At 65.5% G+C, this 22903-nt stretch carries 23 protein-coding genes; 7 read left to right on the plus strand and 16 right to left on the minus strand.

Going from position 1 to position 22903, the window contains the following annotated elements; genetic code table 11:
* Positions 1-97: 97 nt before the first annotated feature.
* The 3 genes from rsmB to def all read right to left on the minus strand — a co-directional run bounded on the left by rsmB (position 98) and on the right by def (position 3060).
* A complete protein-coding gene (gene rsmB / locus F0A16_RS01560) occupies positions 98-1450 on the minus strand; it encodes a 16S rRNA (cytosine(967)-C(5))-methyltransferase RsmB (protein WP_149433632.1) in 1353 nt (450 codons plus the stop codon).
* Positions 1447-2445, minus strand: coding sequence for a methionyl-tRNA formyltransferase (gene fmt / locus F0A16_RS01565; RefSeq protein WP_149433633.1), 999 nt, complete (start codon positions 2443-2445; stop codon positions 1447-1449). Before fmt ends, rsmB begins: the two co-directional genes overlap by 4 nt.
* Before the next feature lie 108 nt (positions 2446-2553).
* Entirely contained in the window at positions 2554-3060 is a 507-nt protein-coding gene (def, locus tag F0A16_RS01570) for a peptide deformylase (RefSeq protein ID WP_149433634.1), read from the minus strand.
* 150 nt (positions 3061-3210) lie between these two features.
* On the opposite strand from def, the gene F0A16_RS01575 reads away from it, so the two are divergent.
* Both F0A16_RS01575 and dprA read left to right on the plus strand, forming a co-directional pair.
* Positions 3211-4425: a LysM peptidoglycan-binding domain-containing protein gene (locus tag F0A16_RS01575; RefSeq protein WP_149433635.1), complete on the plus strand. Its 1215-nt coding sequence runs from the start codon at positions 3211-3213 to the stop codon at positions 4423-4425.
* Between the two features lie 49 nt (positions 4426-4474).
* Positions 4475-5683 (plus strand): DNA-processing protein DprA, encoded by a 1209-nt coding sequence (gene dprA / locus F0A16_RS01580; protein WP_149433636.1) that lies wholly within the window; start codon positions 4475-4477, stop codon positions 5681-5683.
* A gap of 32 nt (positions 5684-5715) precedes the next feature.
* Here dprA and F0A16_RS01585 read toward each other — a convergent pair whose 3' ends face one another.
* On the minus strand, positions 5716-6552 hold the full coding sequence (locus F0A16_RS01585; RefSeq protein ID WP_149433637.1) for a 5'-nucleotidase, lipoprotein e(P4) family: 837 nt from the start codon (positions 6550-6552) through the stop codon (positions 5716-5718).
* Positions 6553-6830: 278 nt separating this feature from the next.
* On the opposite strand from F0A16_RS01585, the gene tsaC reads away from it, so the two are divergent.
* From tsaC to aroE, 3 genes are all read left to right on the plus strand, one after another.
* Positions 6831-7382: an L-threonylcarbamoyladenylate synthase type 1 TsaC gene (tsaC, locus tag F0A16_RS01590; RefSeq protein ID WP_149433638.1), complete on the plus strand. Its 552-nt coding sequence runs from the start codon at positions 6831-6833 to the stop codon at positions 7380-7382.
* Positions 7383-7460: 78 nt separating this feature from the next.
* Positions 7461-8393, plus strand: coding sequence for an oxygen-dependent coproporphyrinogen oxidase (gene hemF, locus F0A16_RS01595; protein ID WP_149433639.1), 933 nt, complete (start codon positions 7461-7463; stop codon positions 8391-8393).
* Positions 8390-9202: a shikimate dehydrogenase gene (gene aroE / locus F0A16_RS01600; protein ID WP_149433640.1), complete on the plus strand. Its 813-nt coding sequence runs from the start codon at positions 8390-8392 to the stop codon at positions 9200-9202. Before hemF ends, aroE begins: the two co-directional genes overlap by 4 nt.
* 317 nt (positions 9203-9519) lie before the next feature.
* On the opposite strand, the gene F0A16_RS01605 is transcribed toward aroE, so the two are convergent.
* Both F0A16_RS01605 and F0A16_RS01610 read right to left on the minus strand, forming a co-directional pair.
* Complete coding sequence (locus F0A16_RS01605) at positions 9520-10326, minus strand: M48 family metallopeptidase (RefSeq protein WP_149433641.1); 807 nt, start codon at positions 10324-10326, stop codon at positions 9520-9522.
* A 76-nt stretch (positions 10327-10402) separates the two neighbouring features.
* Positions 10403-11020, minus strand: a complete 618-nt coding sequence (locus F0A16_RS01610; RefSeq protein ID WP_149433642.1) for a hypothetical protein — start codon at positions 11018-11020, stop codon at positions 10403-10405.
* A 249-nt stretch (positions 11021-11269) separates the two neighbouring features.
* Here F0A16_RS01610 and F0A16_RS01615 point away from each other — a divergent pair, with 249 nt between their 5' ends.
* Together F0A16_RS01615 and F0A16_RS01620 are read left to right on the plus strand one after the other, a co-directional pair.
* Positions 11270-12142, plus strand: a complete 873-nt coding sequence (locus F0A16_RS01615) for an ATP-binding protein (protein ID WP_149433643.1) — start codon at positions 11270-11272, stop codon at positions 12140-12142.
* Positions 12143-12214: 72 nt separating this feature from the next.
* Positions 12215-12421, plus strand: coding sequence for a hypothetical protein (locus tag F0A16_RS01620; RefSeq protein WP_149433644.1), 207 nt, complete (start codon positions 12215-12217; stop codon positions 12419-12421).
* Between the two features lie 215 nt (positions 12422-12636).
* Here the strand turns inward: F0A16_RS01620 and der are convergent, their stop codons facing one another.
* The 10 genes from der to F0A16_RS01670 all read right to left on the minus strand — a co-directional run bounded on the left by der (position 12637) and on the right by F0A16_RS01670 (position 22881).
* Positions 12637-14040: a ribosome biogenesis GTPase Der gene (gene der, locus F0A16_RS01625; RefSeq protein WP_149433645.1), complete on the minus strand. Its 1404-nt coding sequence runs from the start codon at positions 14038-14040 to the stop codon at positions 12637-12639.
* A gap of 190 nt (positions 14041-14230) precedes the next feature.
* Positions 14231-15397, minus strand: coding sequence for an outer membrane protein assembly factor BamB (gene bamB, locus F0A16_RS01630; protein ID WP_149433646.1), 1167 nt, complete (start codon positions 15395-15397; stop codon positions 14231-14233).
* Positions 15397-16053, minus strand: coding sequence for a YfgM family protein (locus F0A16_RS01635; RefSeq protein ID WP_149433647.1), 657 nt, complete (start codon positions 16051-16053; stop codon positions 15397-15399). The genes bamB and F0A16_RS01635 overlap by 1 nt, the downstream gene beginning before the upstream one ends.
* Before the next feature lie 58 nt (positions 16054-16111).
* Positions 16112-17392: a histidine--tRNA ligase gene (gene hisS / locus F0A16_RS01640; protein ID WP_149433648.1), complete on the minus strand. Its 1281-nt coding sequence runs from the start codon at positions 17390-17392 to the stop codon at positions 16112-16114.
* A gap of 127 nt (positions 17393-17519) precedes the next feature.
* Positions 17520-18635 (minus strand): flavodoxin-dependent (E)-4-hydroxy-3-methylbut-2-enyl-diphosphate synthase, encoded by a 1116-nt coding sequence (gene ispG, locus F0A16_RS01645; RefSeq protein ID WP_149433649.1) that lies wholly within the window; start codon positions 18633-18635, stop codon positions 17520-17522.
* 8 nt (positions 18636-18643) lie between these two features.
* Positions 18644-19687, minus strand: coding sequence for a RodZ domain-containing protein (locus F0A16_RS01650; RefSeq protein WP_239023673.1), 1044 nt, complete (start codon positions 19685-19687; stop codon positions 18644-18646).
* A 59-nt stretch (positions 19688-19746) separates the two neighbouring features.
* Positions 19747-20484 carry a type IV pilus biogenesis/stability protein PilW gene (pilW, locus tag F0A16_RS01655; RefSeq protein ID WP_149433650.1) on the minus strand — a complete coding sequence of 246 codons (738 nt, stop codon included), beginning with the start codon at positions 20482-20484 and terminating at the stop codon, positions 19747-19749.
* A 171-nt stretch (positions 20485-20655) separates the two neighbouring features.
* Positions 20656-21789, minus strand: a complete 1134-nt coding sequence (gene rlmN, locus F0A16_RS01660) for a dual-specificity RNA methyltransferase RlmN (protein ID WP_149433651.1) — start codon at positions 21787-21789, stop codon at positions 20656-20658.
* 76 nt (positions 21790-21865) lie between these two features.
* Complete coding sequence (gene ndk / locus F0A16_RS01665; RefSeq protein WP_149433652.1) at positions 21866-22294, minus strand: nucleoside-diphosphate kinase; 429 nt, start codon at positions 22292-22294, stop codon at positions 21866-21868.
* 260 nt (positions 22295-22554) lie between these two features.
* Positions 22555-22881, minus strand: coding sequence for a HesB/IscA family protein (locus tag F0A16_RS01670; RefSeq protein WP_149433653.1), 327 nt, complete (start codon positions 22879-22881; stop codon positions 22555-22557).
* Between the last annotated feature and the right edge of the window lie 22 nt (positions 22882-22903).

Raw genomic sequence — 22903 nt, forward strand, 5'->3', positions numbered from 1 at the left:
ACACGCCCGGCGGATGGTATCCGCGAATCGCCTCGTCGCCGATCGGTCCTGCGCCGTCTGGAAGGGGGCTCGGGGAAGAGGTGAAAATGCGGCCGTTCTAGACGGCCGTTTTTTGCTGGCCTCGCGTCATTTTTGTCAGTCTTGCATAGAAGAAGCCGTCTTGCCCGGCCGGGGTGGGCAGCAACTGCCGACCATGACCGGCGGCACGGCCCCAGTCGAGATCGTCCGGCATGTCGGCGTTGGCATCTGGCGTGCGAGCGAGGAACGCCTCAACCTGGATGGCGTTTTCCGCTGGGAGTACCGAACAGGTGGCGTAGAGCAGCGTGCCGCCCGGCGCGAGCTTGGCCCAGAGCGTGTCCAGCAGGCGTGACTGCAACGCGGCCAGCTCGGCGACGTCGCTGTGGCGGCGGGCGAGCTTGATGTCCGGGTGACGCCGGATGACGCCGGTCCCGGAGCAGGGCGCGTCGAGCAGGATGACATCGAAGGCTTGGCCATCCCACCATTCGCTGTCGGCTTTCGAGTCGCTGGCATCGGCGGCCTGAAGCCTGGCGTCGAGATCCAGCCGTTGCAGGGTCGTGGCGACGCGTTTCAGCCGCGTCGAATCGACGTCCAGCGCGGTCATCTCAGGCGTGAAACGCTCCAGCAGGTGGGCGGTCTTGCCGCCGGGCGCGCTGCAGGCGTCGAGCACGCGCTTGCCTTTGCTGTCGCTCAGCGTCGGCGCCAGCAGATCGGCGCAGAGCTGTGCCGATTCGTCCTGCACGCTGACGTCGCCCTCGGCGAACCCCGGCAGTTGAGCCACGTCGCAGGGGCTTTCCAGTTGAATGCCGTCCTCGGCGAAATCACAGGCGCTTGCGCTCAACCCCGCGGTCTCGAGACGCTGGAGGTAGTCGTCTCTCGAAACATGACGGCGGTTGACCCGCAGTGTCATCGGCCCCGGCTCGTTGTTGGCCTCGCAGATCGCCCGCCAGTCATCCGGCCAGGCCTGGCGAAACTCGAGCAGCAGCCAGTTCGGATGCCACAGCGCCACCGGCACACCCTTGTCCACCTTGGCCTGCAGGGCCGCCGACTCACGCTGAAAGCGGCGCAGACAGCCGTTGAGGACCTTCGTCGCCCAGGCCTTGCCGAAGGCGCGGGCGGCGCCGGCGGTCTCGCTGACGGCGGCATGCGGCGGCACGCGCATGTGAAGAATCTGATACAGCCCGATCAGCAGCAGAGCCTGAATATCGGTATCGCGCTGCTTCAACGGTTCGCGCAGCAACTGGGCGGCAAGCGCCTCCAGGCGCGGGTGCGCGCGGCAGACGCCGAAGCAGAGCGCCTTGACGAAGCCGCGATCGCGCTCCTTGATCACGCTCGCGGCCAGGTCGGCATCGAGACCGGAGAGCGACCCCTTGCCGTCGAGCACCGGTACCAGCAGTCGCGCGGCAAAGGCGCGGGTATCGCCAGGATTCATCGGTCGGCTTCCTTGGGCTGGCCCAGGCGCTGGCCGGGGCTGAGACGGGGATGGTTGGCGTTGAGCAGGTCGCGGGCCGCGAGCGGCTTGCCGCCCGGCATCTGCAACTGCGTCACGCGCAGGACGTCGCGGCCGTGCTCGCCACAGGCGATCCGCAGGGCGTCGCTGGCGGGCTCGAGCAGTGTTCCCGGTGGTGTGTCTCGTTCGACGACCGGATCGACCTCGGGTGTCGCGAACCACAGCCGCAGCGTGTCGCTGTCAAGGTGAGTCCAGGCCACTGGCCAGGGATTGAAAGCGCGAATACGTCGTGAGAGCGCCGCCGCCGACTGGCGAAAATCGAGCTTCGCCTCGGGCTTGGAGAGCTTGCTGGCGTAGGTGACGCCCTCGTCCGGTTGTGGCGTTGCGCTCAAGCCGTTCGCGGCCAGCGCATCGATACCCTCGACCAGCGTCCGGCCGCCGAGCTCGGCAAGGCGGTCATGGAGGTCACCGCCGGTGGTGGCGTCGTCGATGGGCGTACGTTCGATCAGCAGCATGTCGCCGGTGTCGAGACCGGCGTCCATCTGCATCAGGGTGATGCCGCTCTCGCTGTCGCCTGCCTCGATGGCACGCTGGATCGGCGCCGCGCCGCGCCAGCGCGGCAACAGCGAGGCGTGCACGTTGAGGCAGCCCAGCCGGGGAATGTCGAGTACCGCCTGCGGCAGCAGCAGGCCATAGGCGACCACGATCATGACGTCGGCATCGAACTCGGCCAGCCGCTGCTGGGCGTCCGCATCCTTGAGGCTGAGAGGCTGCTCCACCGGCAGGTCATGTTCCTGAGCGAGACGTTTGACCGGACTGGGCGTGAGCTTGCGCCCCCGTCCGGCGGGGCGGTCCGGCTGGGTATAGACGCCGACGACCCGATGACGGGAAGCGAGCAGCGCCTTAAGGCTCTCGGCGGCGAAGTCGGGCGTACCGGCGAAGACGATCCGCAGCGACTGCCCTTCACGATGAGGCATTCGATAGGTTCCTGATGCTTGAAGATGAACGATGCCCGGGAATGACGAAAGGCCGGCGTCGCGGGGACGGCCGGCCTTGGAAAGCCCGGGGAGCGACGAGGCAGGCGATCAGGCTTCCTGCTTCTGGCGCTTCTGCATCTTCTTGAGAATGCGGTCGCGCTTGAGCGGCGAAAGATAGTCGACGAACAGCACGCCTTCGAGATGATCGCACTCGTGCTGGATGCAGTGTGCCAGCAGACCGTCGGCGTCCAGTTCGTAGCCGTTGCCGTCGCGATCGGTCGCCTTGAGGTGAACGCGCAGCGCCCGCGGCACCTCGGCGTAGTAGTCGGGGATCGACAGACAGCCTTCCTGCAGCGGCTCGCGCTCGTCGTCCAGCGGCACGTAGCTCGGGTTGATCAGCACCAGCGGATCGTTGCGGTTGTCACTGACGTCCATAACGATCACGCGCTGATGAACATCGACCTGCGTCGCTGCCAGGCCGATGCCGGAGGCGTCGTACATCGTCGCCAGCATGTCGTCGACCAGGGTGCGGATGCCGTCGTCGACCTGATCGACCGGCGCGGCCTTGGTGCGCAGGCGCGGATCGGGGTATTGGAGAATGGTTCTGATGGCCATAGTCGTTTTGCGTGCCTATCGGCATGAGTGGCGTTAACTCACTATTGTAGATCGACAGCGTCGGCGGGGAAACCGCCGCGCCGGTTCGAGGCTCGCGAGCGAAGATCCCGGGGCGCCGGACCCTCAAGTCCGGCGCTGCGGCGCCGATCTATGCAGCAATACCTCGAGGGAATCACCGGTGGGACGACGCCAATGATCAGTCTGGAGAGGGCGCGGCCGCGCCGGGGGCGCGCCATGATGTGGCGCTGGCTGCTGGCCGGCGGGGTGAGCGTGATGGCGGCGCTGCCGACTCCGGCATGGGCGCTGTCGCTCAAGGCGGACGCGCCTGCCCAGTACACCGTGCGCGAGGGCGACACGCTGTGGGGAATCGCCTCGCGCTTTCTCGATTCGCCGTGGCAGTGGCAGGCGCTGTGGCGGCAGAACCCGCAGCTATCCTCGCCGCAGAAACTCTATCCCGGCGACCTGCTCAGACTCGACGCTGGCGCACCCCGGCTCTCGCTGGAGCGTGGGCGCGGCCAGACGGTGCGGCTCTCGCCCGGCGTGCGCCGGGCGCCGGCGCGGGATGCCGTGCCGGGTCTGCCGCTGGATCGCATCAAGGTGTTCCTCGACGCCTATCAGATCGTCGATCCCGCCATTCTCGATGACGCGCCGACGGTCGTTGCCGGGCAGTCGCAGCACCTGCTGAGCGGGGCCGGCGACACACTCTACGCGCATGGAGCCCTGCCGCCCGCGGGCACGACGCTGGGCGTCTATCGTCCAGGGACCGATTATCGGATTCCCTTGCCGACCGCTACCTCGCGTCAGGCGGCGCAACAGCCGGAGGCCAGGACGATGCCTGGTCAGGAGGCGCTCGGCCAGACGGGGCGGGGACTGGAGCTACGGCGGCTCGGACACGTCAAAGTGGTTCGAAGCGTGAACGATGTCGGCGAGCTGGAAGTGCAGGACGCGGTCCAGGAGATCCGCGGCGGCGACTATCTGTTGGCGCTGGCCGAAGGCGGCATCGCGATTCGGTTCCAGCCGAGGGTGCCCGAGACACCGGTGGTCGCAACGATTCTCTCCGTCCCGGCCGGGGTGCGTTTCATCGGTCGCTACGATGTGGTGGCGATCGACCGTGGCCGCGCCGACGGACTCGAGACCGGACACGTGCTGCAGGCCATGCGTCAGGGCGAACGCGTGCATGACGACAGTCGCGATACCTGGGTGACGCTGCCGGATACCGAGGCGGGTGCCGTGATGGTTTTCCGCGTCTTCGATCACCTGAGCTACGCCCTGGTCATGCGGGCGTCCCAGCCGCTGGCGGTGGGAGATCGCCTCGTCGTGCCCCGCGATCTTCGCGAGGCGGTGGCCGTGAGAGGGGCGCCTTGAGCGTGGCATCGGCGACGGCGCCGTGCCGCCAGGCCGGCGAGTGTCAGCGATGAGCCCGACGCTGCGCGACTGGCTGGCGTTGAACGCGCTTCCCGGCCTGGGTCCGGTCCGCCTGGCGCCGCTGATGCGTCGATGGCGCGAAGGGGGCGATCTGACGTGGCCGCAGGGCTGGTTGGCAGCGCTACCCACCAGCCTGGCCCAACCGCTGCGGCTATGGCTGGAACACCCCTCGCGTAGCCCGATCACGCCAGCAGTCGACACGGCGCTCGAATGGGAGTGTGCCGACGCGCGGCACCACCTTCTTCATCCCGACCATTCGGCGTGGCCGACACTCTTGACGCAACTGCCGGACCCGCCTGTCGTGCTATGGGCCAAGGGGGATCTGGCCGTGTTCGAACGGCCCGCCATGGCGATCGTCGGTACGCGACGCCCCACTCGGGAGGGGCAGGATAACGCGATGCGTTTCGCCAGAGACCTCGTCGATAGAGGCTTTTGCATTGCTAGTGGCATGGCGCTGGGTATCGACGGCGCCGCACAGCGGGCGGCGTTGCAGGCTGGCGGCGCGACCATCGGCGTGCTCGGCTGCGGGGTGGATGTGGTCTATCCGCCGCGTCATGCCACGCTCTTCAGGGAGCTATTGGAGGGGACCGGGCTGCTGATCTCCGAACATCCGCCGGAGACGCGGGCCCATCCGCGCTTCTTTCCTCGACGCAACCGGCTGATCACGGGGCTCTCCCAAGGCGTACTGGTGGTGGAGGCCGCGGAGAAGAGCGGCTCGCTGGTGAGCGCGCGCCTGGCGCTGGAGCAGAACCGGGAGGTGTTCGCGATACCGGGGTCGATTCACAATCCCCAGTCCGAGGGCTGCCTGCGTCTGATCCGGCAGGGCGAGGCCGCGCTGGTGCGTCATGTCGAGGACATCGTGGGCGATCTCTCTCCCTGGCAGGTGCCGATATCTAACCCCGAGTCCGCCGTCACGCATCCGTCCGACCCGCCGGGCCGGCCGTCGCGACGACGTTCGGCTGCGCCCGGGCCGATGGGAGGCGAGGTCTCCAGCCCGGCGCCGTCAACCGAAGCGGCGGCGATCGAGAGACCGGAGTCGCCGCTACTGGCTGCTCTCAGCGACGCACCGACGCCGGTGGATCTGCTGGTCGATCTGACCGGGCTGTCCGTCGCCGACATCCAGTTGGGGCTGCTCGAACTCGAACTTGATGGCTGGGTCGTCCAGGTCACGGGCGGCTGGGTCAGGAGAGGGCGTTGACGCCCTCCATGCTCGCCGCCCCGGGCCAGGTTTCAGTGTGTCGGCCCGCCCCATGCCTCGAGATGATTGCGGCGGGCGCGTGACTTCTCCTCGTCGCTCACACCCCAGTCCCCGCCGTAGATCGCCTCCTCCCACGCGCCGTAGGCGGGATTGGGCAGCATGATGTAGCGGCTGCCGAAAGCGTCGGCCTGGGCGTTGACGGCGGCACGCCGCGCCGCGGCACTTTCGCGGTCGAATCCCTGGGAGAAATCGCCTAGGTTGTCGCCCATCAGCAGCACGATCCAGTGCGACTGCGCGACGCGCAAGCGCCTGGCCGTCTTGTCGCTCGAGTCGGTACGCGGCAGGAAGTGCTCGCCGTCGGCATCGGGGAAGCCGACCTGGCGCAGGTTGCGCAGCGTCGCCTCCGTTTCATTGTCGCGGCGGTTGGTGACATAGAAGATCTCCACGCCCCGCGATGCGGCGTAATCGAGAAATGGCTTCGCCCCCGGCATCGGTGCCGCGCTGGCCTTCTCCACCCACTGGTGCCAGCTGTCGCTGGCGTAGTTCTCGTCGCTGGCGATCAGCCACGCCTCGTAGGGGCTGTTGTCGAGTACCGTCTCGTCGACATCGACGATGATCGCCGGTGGGCGCTGGGTCTGACTGTCGGGCGCGGCGAGCGCGCGGTCCAGGTTCATGCGGGCCAGGTTGAAGGCCTGATGGCTGAGCGCGGCGTACTCGCCGGATGACTGCATCCAGACCGTTGCCATCACCAGTTCGTCGGCGAGGGAGGCGCGCGGGGCTGGCGGTTGCGCCGGCTGCTGGGCGCAGGCGGCGAGACCGCCGGTCAGCGCCAGCGAGAGGAGTATCGGGGGCAGCGAGGAGCGGGGCATGGGCGTTTCCTTGATTGTCCTGTTCGGTTGATGAATATCCGATCCCTCAATATGGCCGCCGCCGCGCGCCTTCGCCACCTCGAGCGCGCCTGGGGTGCGACGTTGGAGCACGGCCCGGCGGCTTGTCGGCGTGTTAGAATTCGGCCCATGTTCAGCGGCTCTGTCTGCGTAAACTAGAAGCCCAGGTTTTCGTGGAAGGAAGGCCCAGGTGTTGGTGGAAGAGAGACCCAGGTTTTCCCAGAAGAGAGATCCAGGTTTTCCCAGATAGAGAGACCCAGATGCGTCAAGATTTCTCGGCGGCCGTCTCTTCCCTGCGGCAGGGAGGGATCATCGCCTATCCGACCGAAGGGGTGTGGGGGCTCGGCTGCGACCCGGACGACGAACGGGCGTTGGCGTCGCTGATCGCGCTCAAGGGGCGCGCCAGCGAAAAGGGCCTGATCCTGATCGCCGGCGACATCCGGCAGCTCTCGGACTGGCTCGAGGGCATCGACGAACGAGCCCGGCAACGCCTCCTCGAGACCTGGCCGGGACCTCACACCTGGCTGATACCCGACAATGGCCGGGCCAGACCGCTGCTGAGAGGGAGTCATCCCACGCTGGCGGTTCGTGTCAGTGACCATCCGCTGGTGCAGGGGCTGTGCGCCGCCTGGGGGGGACCCGTGGTGTCGACCTCGGCCAATCGTGCGGGCGAAGCGCCGGCGATGAGCGCCGACGAAGTGCGCCGGACATTCGGCGATGCGCTGGGTGCGATCGTCGATGGACCGCTCGGTGGACGCGACCGGCCAAGCACCATCCGTGACTTGATGACCGGCCGGCTACTGCGCGCCTGATGGTGCCGGATCGTGCGCAGCCGCAGTGCCGATTCCCGCCCTGAACTCATATTCTCCGGACCCGAAGGAAAGACGATCGTGGCACATCCCCATCTCGAAAGCGTCAAGGACTATCTGCTCACGCTGCAGGATTCACTTTGCGACTCGCTGACGTCGCTCGACGGCGGCGGGCGGTTTCGCGAGGAGACCTGGGAGCGCGCCGAAGGGGGAGGCGGTCGTTCGCGGGTGATCGAGGAGGGGGCGCTGTTCGAGAAAGGCGGCGTCAATTTTTCCCACGTCCACGGCGAGAAACTGCCACCCTCGGCAACCGCGGCGCGCCCCGAGCTGGCGGGGCGCAGCTTTCACGCGGTGGGTGTCTCGTGGGTGCTGCACCCGCGGAATCCGCACGTGCCGACCGTGCATGGCAACGTGCGGTTCTTCATTGCCGACAAGGCGGGCGAAGAACCGGTATGGTGGTTCGGCGGCGGTTACGACCTGACGCCTTACTACCCCAGTCTCGAGGACACGAAACATTGGCACCGGGTTGCCGCCAGGGCCTGCGAACCGTTCGGCGAAGCGGTGTATCCCCGCTTCAAGGCGTGGTGCGACGAGTACTTCACGCTCAAGCATCGCGACGAGACCCGGGGGGTCGGCGGCCTGTTCTTCGATGACCTCAACGAGTGGCCGTTCGAGACCTGCTTCGCCTTCCAGCGTTCAGTGGGAGACAGCTTCCTGGAAGCGTTCGTGCCCATTGCCGAACGCCGTCGCGAGACACCCTTCGGGGAGCGGGAACGGGAGTTCCAGTCCTATCGTCGGGGCCGTTACGTCGAGTTCAATCTGGTATGGGACCGGGGCACTCTGTTCGGGTTGCAGAGCGGCGGGCGGACCGAATCGATCCTGATGTCGATGCCGCCGCTGGCGCGTTGGCAGTACCAGTGGGCGCCGCAGCCGGGCTCCGAGGAAGCGCGCCTGCTCGCCTATCTCCAACCCCGCGACTGGCTGAATACCACCGAGGAACCGTTACCCAAATGACCGACCGCTATGCCGTTTTCGGCAATCCCATTGGCCACTCGAAATCGCCACGCATTCACACCGCCTTCGCCGAGCAGACTGGCCAGAACCTGTGTTACGACGCCATCGAGGCACCCGTGACCGGGTTCGCGGGCGCCTGGGAGGCGTTCGTCGATGCCGGCGGTCGAGGGGGCAACGTGACCGTGCCGTTCAAGCAGGAGGCGTTCGCGCTGGCCGACGTGCTATCGCCGCGGGCGCAGCTCGCCGGCGCGGTGAACACGCTGCTGGTAGGCGAAGATGGCAGACTGTTCGGCGATACCACCGATGGTGTCGGCCTGGTCCGCGACCTGCACGCCCACGCTGCGCCGCTTGCCGGTGCTCGGGTCCTGCTGCTCGGCGCCGGAGGTGCCTCGCGCGGGGTGATCGAACCGCTGCTGGAGGCCGGGGTCGCGACGTTGACGGTGGCCAACCGCACCGTGTCGAAGGCCGAGGCGCTGGCGGCGCTGTTCGCCCACAGGGGCGATGTCACCGGCTGCGGTTTCGATCGCATCGAGGGGCCGTTCGACCTGGTGGTCAACGCGACCAGCGCCAGTCTTGCCGGCGACTTGCCACCATTGCCGAATCACCTTTTCTCGGCGGATGGCCTGGCCTACGACATGATGTACGCTGCTGAGCCGACCGTCTTCCTGCGTTGGTCTGCCGAGCGGGGCGCGCGGTCGGTCGATGGGCTCGGCATGCTGATCGAGCAGGCTGCCGAGTCCTTCTGGCTGTGGCGCCAGGTGCGGCCGGATACCGCACCGCTGCGGGAGCTGCTGAGGCGAGAGTTGTAGCTTGGGGTTTTGGCGAGGCAACGAATTCGAGCAGGATCAGCTTACCACTGGCCGAGTCTCAACGATCCTTTGGCTCATGAATGCGAGGGGCAAGCCCCTCGCGCTCCCCTTTTTGACGCCCCAGACGACGAAACCCTGAACGCCAATCCCCCGTGCGCGGGTCGGCGCGAAAGGGCATCCCTGCCCAACGCGCCTCTTGCGTCATCCATGACGCAAGACCCGGCACGGGTGACTGTCGTCCAGCGTCGTCTGGAAGGCGTCATTGGGTGGAAACCCCGAGCGTATTGGCTCTTACCGGGAAACCGAACGCGAGAGGATCAAACCTTGCAGTTGGGCCGCTTGCCGTTGGCCCTGGCTTGCTCGTAGCGTGGCTGGGCCTCGCTGAGGCGATTGTGCAGGCTTTCCATCCGCTGGGAGTTGCTGGGGTGGGTGGACATCCAGGCCGGCGGCTCGCCCTGGCTGTTGGCCGCCATGTTCTGCCACAGCTGGATGCTGGCGCTGGGATCGAATCCGGCGTCGGCCATCAGGTCCAGCCCCACCAGGTCGGCTTCCGATTCCTGCTTGCGAGAGAATGGCAGAATGACGCCGTATTGCGCCCCCGCACCCAGCAGCCCCATGACCTGCTCGCCACCCGCGCCTTGTAGACCCGCCACCGTCTGCAGCACGGAGAGCCCGCTCTGAGTCGCTGCCTGTGTGGAAACGCGCTCGTTGGCGTGGTGGGCCAGCACGTGACCGACCTCGTGGCCGATGACCGCGGCCAACTGATCCTGGTTGGTGGCGACGTCGAGCAGCCCCGTGTTGACACCGATATACCCACCCGGCAGCGCGAAGGCGTTGGCGGTGTCGTCCTTGAACAGCTTGACTTCCCAATCGGAGATACCGGCGCTGGCGGGGACCTCGGAGGTAATCGCCTTAGCCACGCACTGCACGTAGTTGGCCTGGGCGCCGTTGACCGTGGGCAACTCCTGTTCGTACTGGGCGAAGCTCTGCTGGCCCATCTGCGCCAGCTCTTCGTCGGAATAAAAGGCCAACTGGTTGCGGCCCATTGGCGAGGTGCTACAGGCGCTCAGCAGGGCTGCAAGGCCGAGGGCGCCAATCAGCCGGGGGGAGGGTCTTCCTGACATGAGGGTCTCCGAAACGCTTTGGTCATGTGTTGTTGGGGATGTCGATTGGCCCAAGATACCCGGCCTGACGGGACGGTCAACTCGATGGGGCGGGCTGGACGCTGTCGACCGGCTCGCCGATATCCAGCGCCAGAGTCGGTGCCGTGACGATGCCGTCGAGGGCGGCTGGTAGCATGGGCATCAACGTGAGTCGACTTCCCGCTGGCAGTTCGCCCTCGCGGCTCAATCGACGGGCGAGCGACAGCAGGGACGAAACCCGCTCGGCTTTGGAGGAGAGGGCATCGATCCCGTTCGGCTCCAGCGCGACGGGCAAGGTCACGGTCGTCGTCGCGCCGCCTTGCAGTGCAATGGGGTCGGTGACTTCGCCGGCGGTGGGTTCCGCGCCCGGCACCTGGAGCTGCCAGCCGAAGCCCTGAAGCGTGACCGACGGCGTTCCCGCCGGCAGCGCCATCGCCAGCGGCAGATCGACGTTCACCGGCAGACCGGCCAACGCCAGCCCCGAGCTCAGCAGCGAGAGCTCGTCGATCCCTTCCAGGCCGGGTGAGAAGTGATAGTTGCCGATGCGGACGTTCTCCACGCCCATCGACGACAGCGCGATTCGCCCCAGCATGAAACCGACCTGAGGAAGCGCCAGGCAGCCACCGAGGGAGGCCGCCAGCAGCGGTACGGCGAGAAAACGGAAGCGGAACGCCATCGTCACTCCTTGGAATGCGGTGTGGGAGAAACGGGGAGGAGTGGCGGTGTCGCGACCTCACCCCATGGCCGATGACTCGGGCCGACCGAACGGGATGCGACTGGACCCGCGGATTCAGCCGGCACAAGATACTCTGTTTCCGGCAACCTGCAATCCTCCGGGGAGATCGATTTTCGTCGGTATTTCCCCCCGGTCGTGAAGCCTCTTGCCGGAATCGTCTGGCCCAGTTCGTTTCAAGGAGAATCGAGGATGGATGGTGATTTGGCGCTACGTTTGAGCCGCTTGCTGGATCGTGTCGAGGGGTGGCTGCCCGAGCAGCCGCCAGCGGTCGACTGGGGGCGTGATGTCGCGGCCTTGTGGCAGTCCCACCCGCTTGGCGGGCAATTGGTCGCGGTATCCCCCCGGGATGGCGTCCGGCTGGACGATCTGATCGGGGTCGAGCGCCAGAAGCGCGCCCTGCTGGATAACACCCGCGCGTTCCTGAAGGGCTACCCCGCCAACCACGCCTTGCTGTGGGGCGCCCGCGGCAGCGGTAAATCGTCGATGGTGCGGGCCCTGCTCAACACGCTGGCCAACGAGGGGCTGCGGTTGATCCAGGTCGACCGTCACGACCTGGTCGCGCTGCCGATCCTGGTGCAGCGTCTGCGCGACCGCTCGGAGCGGTTCGTCGTCTACTGCGACGATCTGTCGTTCGAGGGCAGCGACGATGCCTACAAGGCGTTGAAGAGCGTTCTCGACGGCACCCTGACCGGGCCACCTGACAATGTGCTGCTCTACGCCACGTCGAATCGTCGCCATCTGTTGCCGGAGTCCATGGCCGACAATCAACAGACTCACCTGGTCGATGGCGAGCTGCACCATGGCGACGCCGTGGAGGAAAAGATCTCGCTGTCGGATCGGTTCGGCCTGTGGCTGGCGTTTCATCCGTTCGACCAGCAATCCTACCTCGAGACCTGCCGCCATTGGGTCGCGCACCTGGGAGGAGACGATGCCTGGAGCGAGGCGGCCCGCGCCGAGGCGGTACGCTACGCGACACTGCGAGGCGTTCGCAGCGGTCGTGCCGCATGGCAATTCGCCTGTCAGTGGATCGGTTCGCAATCTATCCAAAGGTTGGCGGAATAGTCGAATGAGTTACCCTCATGAAAAAGCATGAGCCGTGACGTGCTTGCGAACCGTTCATGAGGGGGGCAGCGGGTGAAGGTCTCGCGCATACCGGCATGGTTGATTGTGCTGGGCAGCTTCCTGCTGACGCTGTTCTTCGGCTGGATGCTGTTGCAGGCGTTGCTCAGCGATCGCGCAGCCTTTGCCCTGGACCTGGATTTTCAGCCCTGGGAGCAGGGGATCGCCATCAACGCCTCTCGCGCGGGACTCGAGCGTCGTCCAACTGCTTATGGCGAATGATCGGCAGTCCCCAGAAATTGATCGATGGCTGGTTGTCACGACACCAGGTACCGATCGTTCGCGAGTGGGGGAGCCGGTCCGTGGTGCAGGGAAACGACGGCCGTGGCTACCTGTTGGCATTGGTCCCGCTGAGCCGAGCCGCCAACCATGCGATGTACGAGGCCAGGCAGGGGGAAGAAAGCAGACTCGAGTCGCCGCTCTCCTCGTTTGGCGGGTCAGCGGCGGTTCTTCCTCGCCTCGCGAGTTCTGCTTAGTTGGCGCTCGCGCGCCTTTTCCCGGTCGCTGGCGCCGGCCTGGTTGTCGTAGGGGTTGTTGCCCGAACGGAATTCGAATCGAATCGGGGTGCCCCGGACTTTCAGCACCTTGCGGAAGGTATTGGTGAGATAGCGCCTGTAGGCCTCCGGCAACGACGAGGTCTGGTTACCGTGGACGACGATGATCGGCGGGTTGCTGCCGCCCTGGTGCGCCATGCGCAGCTTGATCCGACGTCCATTGATCATTGGTGGCTGGTGCTCGCTGACCGCATCCTGCAGGATCGAGGTCAGCCGGTTGGTCGACCAGTGGCTGTTGGCGCTATCGAACGCCTTGTCCACCGACTTGTAGAGGTCGCCGACGCCGGTACCGTGCAAGGCCGAGATGAAGTGCAGTTCGGCGTAGTCGGCAAATCCGAGCCGACGCTTGATGTCCGAGCGCATCTTCTCCCGCGCTTCCCCTTCCAGGCCATCCCACTTGTTGACTGCCAGCACCAGCGCGCGTCCGCTGCTGAGCACGTAGTCGAGCAGGTGCATGTCCTGCTCCACCAGGCCGGTGCGGGCGTCCAGCACCATGATCGCGACGTGGCACTCCTTGATCGCCTCCAGGGTCTTGATGATCGAGAACTTTTCGGCGATCAGGCTGACGTTCTTGCGCCGCCGCACACCCGCGGTATCGACCAGCACATAGGGCTTGCCACGCCGCTCGAAGGGCACTTCGATGGCGTCGCGGGTGGTACCGGCCTCGTCGAACACCACCACGCGCTCTTCGCCCAGCATGCGGTTGACCAGCGTCGACTTGCCGACGTTGGGTCGACCGATGACGCCGATGTGAATGCCGGGGTGATGGCCAGCCGGGCCGGCGTTCGGATCGCGCTCGGGGAAGGGCTCCAGCACCTCGTCGATCAGCGTGGTGACGTTGCGACCGTGGGAGGCGGCGATCGGGCGCGGATCACCCAGGCCGAGTGCCCAGAAGTCGGCCATCGCGGTGTGCTCCTCGAGGCCGTCGGTCTTGTTCACCACCAGCCAGGTCTTCTTCTGGTTGACGCGCAGGTGGTTGGCGATCGCCTGGTCGGCTGGCATCAGCCCGGCGCGCCCGTCGACCATGAACAGCACGATGTCGGCCTCGTCGATGGCGGTCAGCGACTGCTCCGCCATGGCCGCGTCGATACCCTGCTCGTCGCCGCTGATGCCGCCGGTGTCGATCACGGTGTAGGTCTTGTCGCCGAGCTGGCCGCTACCGTATTTGCGGTCACGGGTCAGACCGGGGAAGTCGGCCACCAGCGCGTCGCGAGTGCGTGTCAGGCGATTGAAAAGCGTCGACTTGCCGACGTTGGGTCGGCCAACCAGGGCGATAACGGGGTTCATGGCGATTCGCAAAAAGGCGGTGACAAGGTGGACGGCCGGTGGGAGGGGCCGTGAGGAAGCCCGATACGACCGCTTGGTAGCCGGGCATTCTAGCATGCGAAAAGCGTGAAGTCCGAACCCGGTCGCTTTCGTTCTTTCCAACGAACTCGGCCCCGCCAGAGCGGGGCCGAAGCGCTGACGCTGGTGGCGATCAGTTCTGGTCGGAGAGCGTCTTCAGGTCGTAGGCGACCAGGGTGCCATCGTTGCCCAGCGCATAGAGACGGCGATCGCCGGTGAGCAGGGGAAGTGTCAGGCCGTCGCCACCGACATGCACGCGCCCATTCATCTCGCCGGTCGAGGCATCGATGAGGTGGATGTACCCCTGGTAGTCGCCCACCGCGATGTTGCCGTCGACGAACGACGGCGCGGTCAGCGAGCGGCCTTCGAGCGTGTCGGAGTCCCACATCACCCGACCGGTGTCGGCATCGATCGCGATCACGTGGCTGGCCGCGTTGACCGTGAACAGATAGTTGCCGACGAGCAGCGGCGTCAGGTAGCTGGACTCCTCGTGTTCCCACAGCACCTTGCCGGAGGTGGCTTCCAGCGCCAGCAGGCGGCCGTTGTAGCTGGTCACGAACAGACGCCCGTCCTGGGTCAGTACCGGCTGGCCGTCGAGGTCGACGAGTTGGTCGACCTCGGTACGGCCCTTCGGCACGGCGACGCGCATGTCCCACAGCGGCTGACCGCTGCGATTGTCCAGCGTCACCAGGCGACCGTTGGCGAAGCCGGCGAAGGAGACCGGCTCGATGACGCGGGGAGCGCCAGTGCCGCGCAGCGTCAGTGCCGGCTGCGAGCTGGAGTAGACCCACTGCTCGCCGCCATCCAGCCGATTGAGCGCGGTGACAGCGCCGTCAACGCTTTGTACCACCACCAGCTCGCTGTTGACCTGGGGAGCGGCCAGCACTTCGCTGGAGACCCGCGATTTCCAGTCGACACTACCGTCCTTGCGATCCACGGCCAGCACCTCGCCGTTGCGCGTGCCGATGTAGAGACGGCCACTGTCGGCGCCGATGCCGCTGGAGATGGGCGTCCCCAACTCGACTTCCCACTGGGTATCGCCGCTTTCGGTATCGATCGCACGCAGATCGCCGGTTTCGTCGACGGCATAGAGGGTCCCGTCGTCGACGGTCGGCGTGAGCGGATAGCGGGCGCGGCCCAGCCCTTCACCGATGCCCTGGTCCCAGCGCTCGTCGAGGCTGACCTTGGGGGTGAAGTCCTGGAGCTCCTTGGGTGGGTACTGCGGTTCGACGCTACCGGCACAACCGGCCAGCAGTGTGGCGGTCAGTCCCAGGGGCAGAAGTAGGTGAGTCAGTTTCATCAGGTGGCGTCCTCCGCACCGAGATCGTCTAGCTTGAGCTGCAGGCCGTAGATCGTCTGGTCAGCATCCTGGGCCAGACGTTGCGCCTGCCGATAGGCCTTGCGCGCATCGTCCGGGCGTTCCAGCGCCACGAAGGCGTCGCCGAGGACGTTCTGGCGCTGGGCCTCGAGCGCACCTGGCACGGCTTCCTCGAGTGTCTTCAGCGCCGCGTCCGGGTCGTCGCTGGCGATCTGAAGACGCGCCAGGTCGATGCGTGCCAGGCTCTTCATGTAGGGGCGATCGCTGCCGCCGGCGACATCGTTGAGCGCCTGACGAGCGCGGTCCGTGTCGTCGGCACCGATGGCGATCTTGGCTTCCAACAGGCCGGCCAGGTCGGCGTAGAGCGTACTGCCATGATCGCTCTGCAAGCCATCCGCCAGACTGAAGGCCTGCGTGCGGGCGTTGTCGTCGAGCGTGTCGCTGCTGGCGATGGCGATCAACTGCTGATAGGCATTGGACGCCTCGGCGGACTGCCCTTCCTGATAGCGCTGCCAGGCCTGCCAGCCAAAGACGCCGGCGGCGGCGATGACGATGCCCACCAGCAGGGCGCTTCCGTTGGACTTCCACCACTGTTTGATCGCGTCCAGTTGCTCTTCTTCGGTCCTAAGCTCCGCCACGGGCGGTCTCCTTCTGCGTTCGTCGGCAGTCATGCGGCTGCCGGTACCCGTTCAGGCTTCAGGGGAACTGGCGGTACAGCCAAGCAATGGCATCGTCCAGTTCGAGTGTCTGCTGCTCGCCATCCTCGCGCAGCGGCTTGATTGTCAGGCAATCCTTGGCGATCTCGTCCTCGCCGAGGATCAGCGCGACCCGGGCGCCACTGCGATCGGCCCGACGAATCTGGCTCTTGAAGCTGCCGCCGCCGCAGTGTACCTGAAGTCGCAGCGCTGGCAGAGCATCGCGCAGGCGCTCGCCGAGCCCTATCGCTTTTCGCTCCGCCGAATCGCCCATCGCCAGCAGGTAGGCGTCGGCGCCGCCGAGGGCTTCCGCGGGGATCAGATCGAGGGTATCGAGCAGCAGCATGAGGCGCTCGAGGCCGATAGCGAAACCAACGCCCGGCGTCGGCTTGCCGCCGAGCTGTTCGACCAGGCCGTCGTAGCGCCCGCCACCGCAGACGGTTCCCTGGCTGCCGAGGGCGGTGGTGGTCCACTCGAACACGGTGCGCGAGTAGTAGTCGAGCCCACGTACCAGCCGGGGGTTGATGCGATAGCCGACACCGGCGGCATCGAGTGTCGATTTCAACTGTTCGAAATGCTGGCGGGATGCGTCGTCGAGGTGGTCCAGCAACTGCGGTGCCCCGGCCAGCATCTCGGCCATGGCGGGATTCTTGGAGTCCAGGATCCGCAATGGATTGGTTGTCAGCCGACGCTGGGAATCCTCGTCAAGAATCTCGCGATGGGATTCGAAATAGGCGACCAGGGAGTCGCGATAGGCAGCGCGCGCCTCCGTCGTACCCAGTGAATTGAGTTCGAGCGTGACGTGTTCGGCCATGCCGAGCTGGCGCCAGAGGCGAGCGGAGAGCAGGATGATCTCTGCGTCGATATCGGGGCCGGCCATGCCGTAGGCCTCGATGCCGATCTGGTGGAACTGGCGGTAGCGGCCCTTCTGCGGACGCTCGTAGCGGAACATCGGCCCCATGTACCAAAGCCGCTGCGTCTGGTTGTGCAGCAGGCCATGTTCCATCGCCGCACGCACGACGGCAGCGGTATTTTCCGGGCGCAGTGTCAGGCTTTCGCCATTGCGGTCGTCGAAGGTGTACATCTCCTTTTCGACCACGTCGGTCGCTTCGCCGATGGAGCGGGCGAAGAGGGCGGTCTGTTCGACGATCGGGGTGCGGATCTCGCGGTAATCGTAGCGGTCCACCAGTGAGCGCAGCTGCCGCTCGAGATACTGCCACGCGGGCGACCGATCCGGCAGCAGATCGTTCATGCCGCGAATGGCCTGTAGTTTGTTGCTCAACTGACACTCCTGCCTATAGCAAAACGCCGCAGGCACCCGCCCGGGCGTTCGTCGGTTACTCTCTGATGGTGAGCCGCGGGGCGTCAAGCCCCCCGGGGTCACGCATGCGAGCTCGTGCGCGCTGGATTCACGCCTCGCGGGCGATCAGGTCGCCTGCGCGGCTCTCTTTCTCTTTCGCCTTCTCGCGGATCAGCGCTTCGAGGTCGTCGACGAGATGATCGTTGCGCAGCTTGCTCGCCGGCTTGCCGTCGATGTAGACCAGGTTGGCCGGGCTGCCGCCGGTGAGACCGATGTCGGTCTCCTTGGCTTCACCGGGACCGTTGACCACGCAGCCGATGACCGAGACGTTCAGCGGCGTCATGATGTCCTCGAGGCGCTCCTCGAGAGCGTTCATGGTCGCAATGACATCGAAGTTCTGGCGCGAGCAGCTGGGGCAGGCGATGAAGTTGATGCCCTTGGCGCGCAGCTTGAGGCTCTTCAGCATATCGAAGCCGACCTTGATCTCCTCGACCGGATCGGCGGCCAGGGAGACGCGGATGGTATCGCCGATCCCATCCATCAGCAGCATGCCGAGGCCGATGGAGGACTTCACCGTGCCGGAGCGCAGGCCGCCGGCTTCGGTGATGCCCAGATGCAGCGGCTGCTCGATCTGCTTGGCCAGCAGCCGGTAGGCGGCCACCGCCATGAACACGTCGCTGGCCTTGACGCTGACCTTGAAGTCGGGGAAGTCGAGCCGGTCGAGGTGGTCGATGTGGCGCATGGCCGACTCGACCAGCGCCTCCGGGGTCGGCTCGCCATACTTCTTCTGCAGATCCTTCTCCAGCGAACCGGCATTGACGCCGATACGGATCGGGATGCCGTGATGGCGCGCCGCGTCGACCACCGCCCGCACACGATCCTCGCGGCCGATGTTGCCGGGGTTGATGCGCAGGCAGTCGACCCCGAGCTCGGCCACCCGCAGGGCGATCTTGTAATCGAAATGGATATCGGCCACCAGCGGAACGCTGACCTGACGCTTGATCTTGCCGAAGGCTTCGGCGGCGTCCATGTCCGGTACCGAGACGCGCACGATGTCGGCGCCGGCCTGTTGAAGGCGCTGGATCTGGGCGACGGTGGCGGCGACGTCGTTGGTGTCGGTATTGGTCATGCTCTGGACGGCAATCGGCGCGCCGCCACCGACGGGGACATCACCGACATGGATCTGTCGGGAGGTTCGGCGGGTGATCGGAGATGGCATATTCATGGCGCTTCTCAGTCTCCCAGGGTAAAGCGGGCGACGTTGTTGCCGCCCGTGTATTGGCTCAGATCGACCGATTCACCGCGGTACCGAAGCCTCACGCCACTGGCGTTGCCGATGGTCAGCCGGAAGGGGGGATCGCCTTCCGCGCTCGCCTGACTGCCGGCGGACTGTAGGCCGCTGAAAATCCGGTCGTCGTTGGCATCGTAGATCTCGGTCCATGACTCTTCGTTGAAAGTCAGGGAAAGTGTATTGGTGCTGGTCGCGGCTGGAGTTGCCTCATCATCGGACGGCGTCGTGGAGGACGCGACCACATCGTTGGCCGTCGAGCCGAGCTGCTGGGCCTGATGCTCGTCACCGCTCGGCGTCGTCGTCTCCGCCGACGCGGAAACGCCGGTGCCATTGCCCGCGTCGCTATCCATGGACCCGGCTCCGCCCGTCGATGCGCCAGCCCCGGCCGACGGCGTATTCTGCTGTGTGGGCAGCGGCGGCAGTTGCGAATCGGTGTTGGGCGTCATCGCCGAATTTCCCGTATCCGGTGCTTCTGCAGAAGTGTCGGCACCATTGGCGTTCAGGCGGTCGACGGCAATCGGGCTATCATCGCTGCCGCCACCGAAGATATCGTTGCCTTCACGGCTCTGCCACCACAGCAATGTCAGCGAAATCAGGCCGACGATGACCAGTAGCGTGAACAGGCGAAAAATCCAGGCGCCGACTCGAGAGGGGGGACGAGTGGTGTGCACCGGGGCCAGTTTTCGTTCCATGTCGCCGCGACCATGTTTGGCGTCATAGGCTCCGACGATCCGGGTCTCGTCGATTCCCAGCAAGCGCGCATAAGCCCGCACGTAACCCCGGCGATAGGCTGCGATGGGCACCTGGTCGAAGCGATCCTCTTCGAGACCCGTGACGACGATCGGCCGCAGATTCAGCTGCAGCGCGACGTCTTCGAGACTGAGTCCCTGACGCTCGCGCTCGCTTCGGAGCATGTCACCCGCCGTTTCGGAAGAGGGGCTGGGTGCGTCGTGTTGCTTGGTCGATGGTTCGTTCATTTCGCTCATTGGCGAAAATCCTTCTGATCTTTCCTCGAGTCAGGACTCGAGTACGGGGTCTGTTGGCCTCAGGCGCCGCCCAGCTGCTGACGGTAAAAGGCGGCACGCGACGAGTCCCCCTGGGCGCTGGCAATCTCGCTTGCCAGGCGCAGGCTCTCGGCGTTGGTGCCGGCCACGGTGAAATAACGCTGCAAGCGTTCCCAGGCGCGTTCGTTGTTACCCTGCGTATGATCGATGCGAGCCAGGGCCAATAGGCTGCGTGCGTCACGCGCATCGATATCGAGCGCGCGCTCGTAATACTGGCGAGCCGCAGTCGCATCGCCGCTGGCCATCTCGCATTGTCCCAGATTCGCAAAAAGCTGGGCTCGATTGGTATAGGTAATATCCTCACTGGCGACGCTCAATTGCTCGCACGCCTTGGCATACTCGTCGCGCTGATACAACAGTGCCGCATAGTTGTTGCGTATGCGCGTGGCCTTGGGTTCGGCTTTCAGCGCTTGCTGAAAGAACCGATCCGCCAGGTCGAGATCGTTCTGGCGTTGATAGAGCAGTGCCAACCCTTCGAGCGCCCCGCTGTCCTGGGAGTCCAGGCTCAGCGCGTGCTCGAGGGCCTGCTGCGCGCGGGGCAGGTTGCCCTCGGCGAGATAGGCCTTGCCGAGTCTCGTGTAGGCCGCCGCCGCATCCTCGGGGCTGTCCTGTTTCGGTCCGTTGGACGAGACCGCCGTGGCGCAGCCGCTCAATAGACACACCAACCCCATCGCGATACATAGCGGCCGTATCGAAAATGGACGAGGTTGGCGAGTCATTCACGGCTCTCCCAGGTTACGGGATGGCGACAAACCTAAGGTCGAATCCCGAGCAACTGATAACAAAGCGGTTTTGGGGCTCCCATCAAAGCGCTGGACCGGAGCGAAGTCAAGGCGACGCCCGTTTGGCCAATCGGAGCGCGCTCCATCGTCCCTGGAGAACTCGGCGATTCAATCAGCGTCCAGTTGGATCGACTGGATATAGCGCTCATGTCGCCTGGTGCGATCCTTGACCTTGCCCACCAGCTGGCCGCACGCCGCATCGATGTCGTCGCCCCGGGTCGTTCGCACCATCGCGGTGTGTCCGAGCTCATAGAGCCAGCTCTGGAAACGCATGACCTGATTGCGCGACGGCTTCTCGTATCCCGAATGGGGAAACGGGTTGAAGGGGATCAGATTGATCTTGCACGGTAGCTCATCAAGCAGTGCGACAAGTTCCTGCGCGTGCACCTGCTGGTCGTTGACGTCCTTGATCAGCGTGTATTCGATGGTGATGTGACGTGCATCGCCGCACTTGGAGAGGTAGCGCTGGCACGAATCGAGCAGCTTGCGGATGTTGTACTTGCGATTGAGAGGTACCAGCTCGTTGCGCAACTCGTCGTTGGCGGCGTGCAACGAGATGGCCAGGCTCACGTCGATGTCGTCGCCCAGCTTGTCGATCATCGGTACGACGCCCGAGGTGGATAGTGTCACGCGGCGCTTCGAGAGGCCGTAGGCGTTGTCGTCGAGCATCAGCTTCATCGACGGCACCACGTTGTCGTAATTGAGCAGAGGCTCGCCCATGCCCATCATCACCACGTTAGTGATGGCCTTGCGCCCATCCGGTGCGCTCATGCGACCGCCGGCCCGCTGCTGCGCGACCCAGACCTGGCCGATGATCTCGGCGCTGGTCAGGTTGCGCTGGAACCCCTGCTTGCCGGTGGAGCAGAAGCTGCAGTCCAGCGAGCAGCCCACCTGCGACGACACGCAGAGCGTGCGACGCGTGCCGCTGTCGGCCGGAATCAGTACGGTTTCGACGTAGCTGCCATCCTCGACCTCGAGCACCCACTTGCGGGTGCCGTCGCTGGAGGTCCCTTCGTAGACCACGCTCGGGCCACGGATCTCGGCGTGTTCTGCCAGTCGGGCACGCAGCGGCTTGGAGAGATTGGTCATCGACTCGAAGTCGTCGCAACCTTCCTGGTGGATCCACTTCATGACCTGGGCGGCGCGAAATTTCTTCTCGCCCAGAGAGACGAAAAACGCCTCCATCTGCTCGCGAGAGAGCCCCAGTAGATTGGTGCGCGGGGTGGCGGTAGCAGCGCTCATAGCAACGGCTCGAGAGTGGCAGGGTGTCCGAAGACGGGGAGGACCGACCGGCGCAAGAGGCCGGTCGGTCGACGAATCAGCTGCGCGAGCAGAGTTCGTCGTCCTTGAAGAAATAGTCGATTTCGCGGGCGGCGGATTCCGGTGCGTCGGAACCGTGCACGGCGTTGGCGTCGATGGATGACGCGAAATCGGCGCGAATGGTGCCCGGGGCGGCTTCCTTCGGGTTGGTGGCGCCCATCAGCTCGCGGTTCTTGGCGATTGCGCCTTCGCCTTCGAGTACCTGGACCATCACAGGGCCGGAGGTCATGAAGCTGACCAAGTCGGCGAAGAAGCCACGCTCCTTGTGCTCGGCGTAGAAGCCTTCGGCCTGCTCCTTGGAGAGATGCAGCATCTTGGCGCCAACGATCTGCAGGCCCGCTTTCTCGAACCGGCTGTAGATGTCGCCGATCACGTTCTTGGCAACGGCATCGGGCTTGATGATGGAGAGCGTACGCTCGGTGGCCATGACTTCGGTCTCCTGGCTGTGGTGAATCACTCGCGATCGTCGCGAACGAAAAAAGTGATGAAGATGCGAGACGACGCGCCCCTGACCGATCGCATCGTCAGGTGGCGCGCCGTCCGAAATCGTCGCTGGCCGGGGTGGCGGGCACTTGCGATGTGCCGGCACGCCAGCCGAAAAATCGCACCATTGTAGCGCAACCCCGCGACCGACGCACCCCGGGCGTCACCGCGCCGGGGCCGGGGCGGCATGGATGCGGGGGAGACTCAGACGTTGAAACTCTCGCCACAGCCGCATTCGTCGGTCACGTTGGGATTGTTGAAGCGGAAGAAGCGGTTGAGCCCTTCGCTGACATAGTCGACCTCGGTGCCATCGAGGATCGCCAGCGCGTCCTTGTCGATCAGCACCTTGACGCCACGTTCCTCGAACGCGACATCGCCGTCGCGCAGGTCGTCGGCGATGTCGAGCACATAGCTGTAACCGGAGCAGCCGCTCGGCTTGATCGCCACGCGCAACCCCAGGCCGCTGCCCCGTTCCTCGAGGACATGGCGAATCTGGGTGGCAGCGGATTCACTGATGGTGATGTTCTGCATGGTATTTCTCCTTGCCGAGAGG

This window comes from Salinicola corii (assembly GCF_008298015.1).
Classification (GTDB): domain Bacteria; phylum Pseudomonadota; class Gammaproteobacteria; order Pseudomonadales; family Halomonadaceae; genus Salinicola; species Salinicola corii.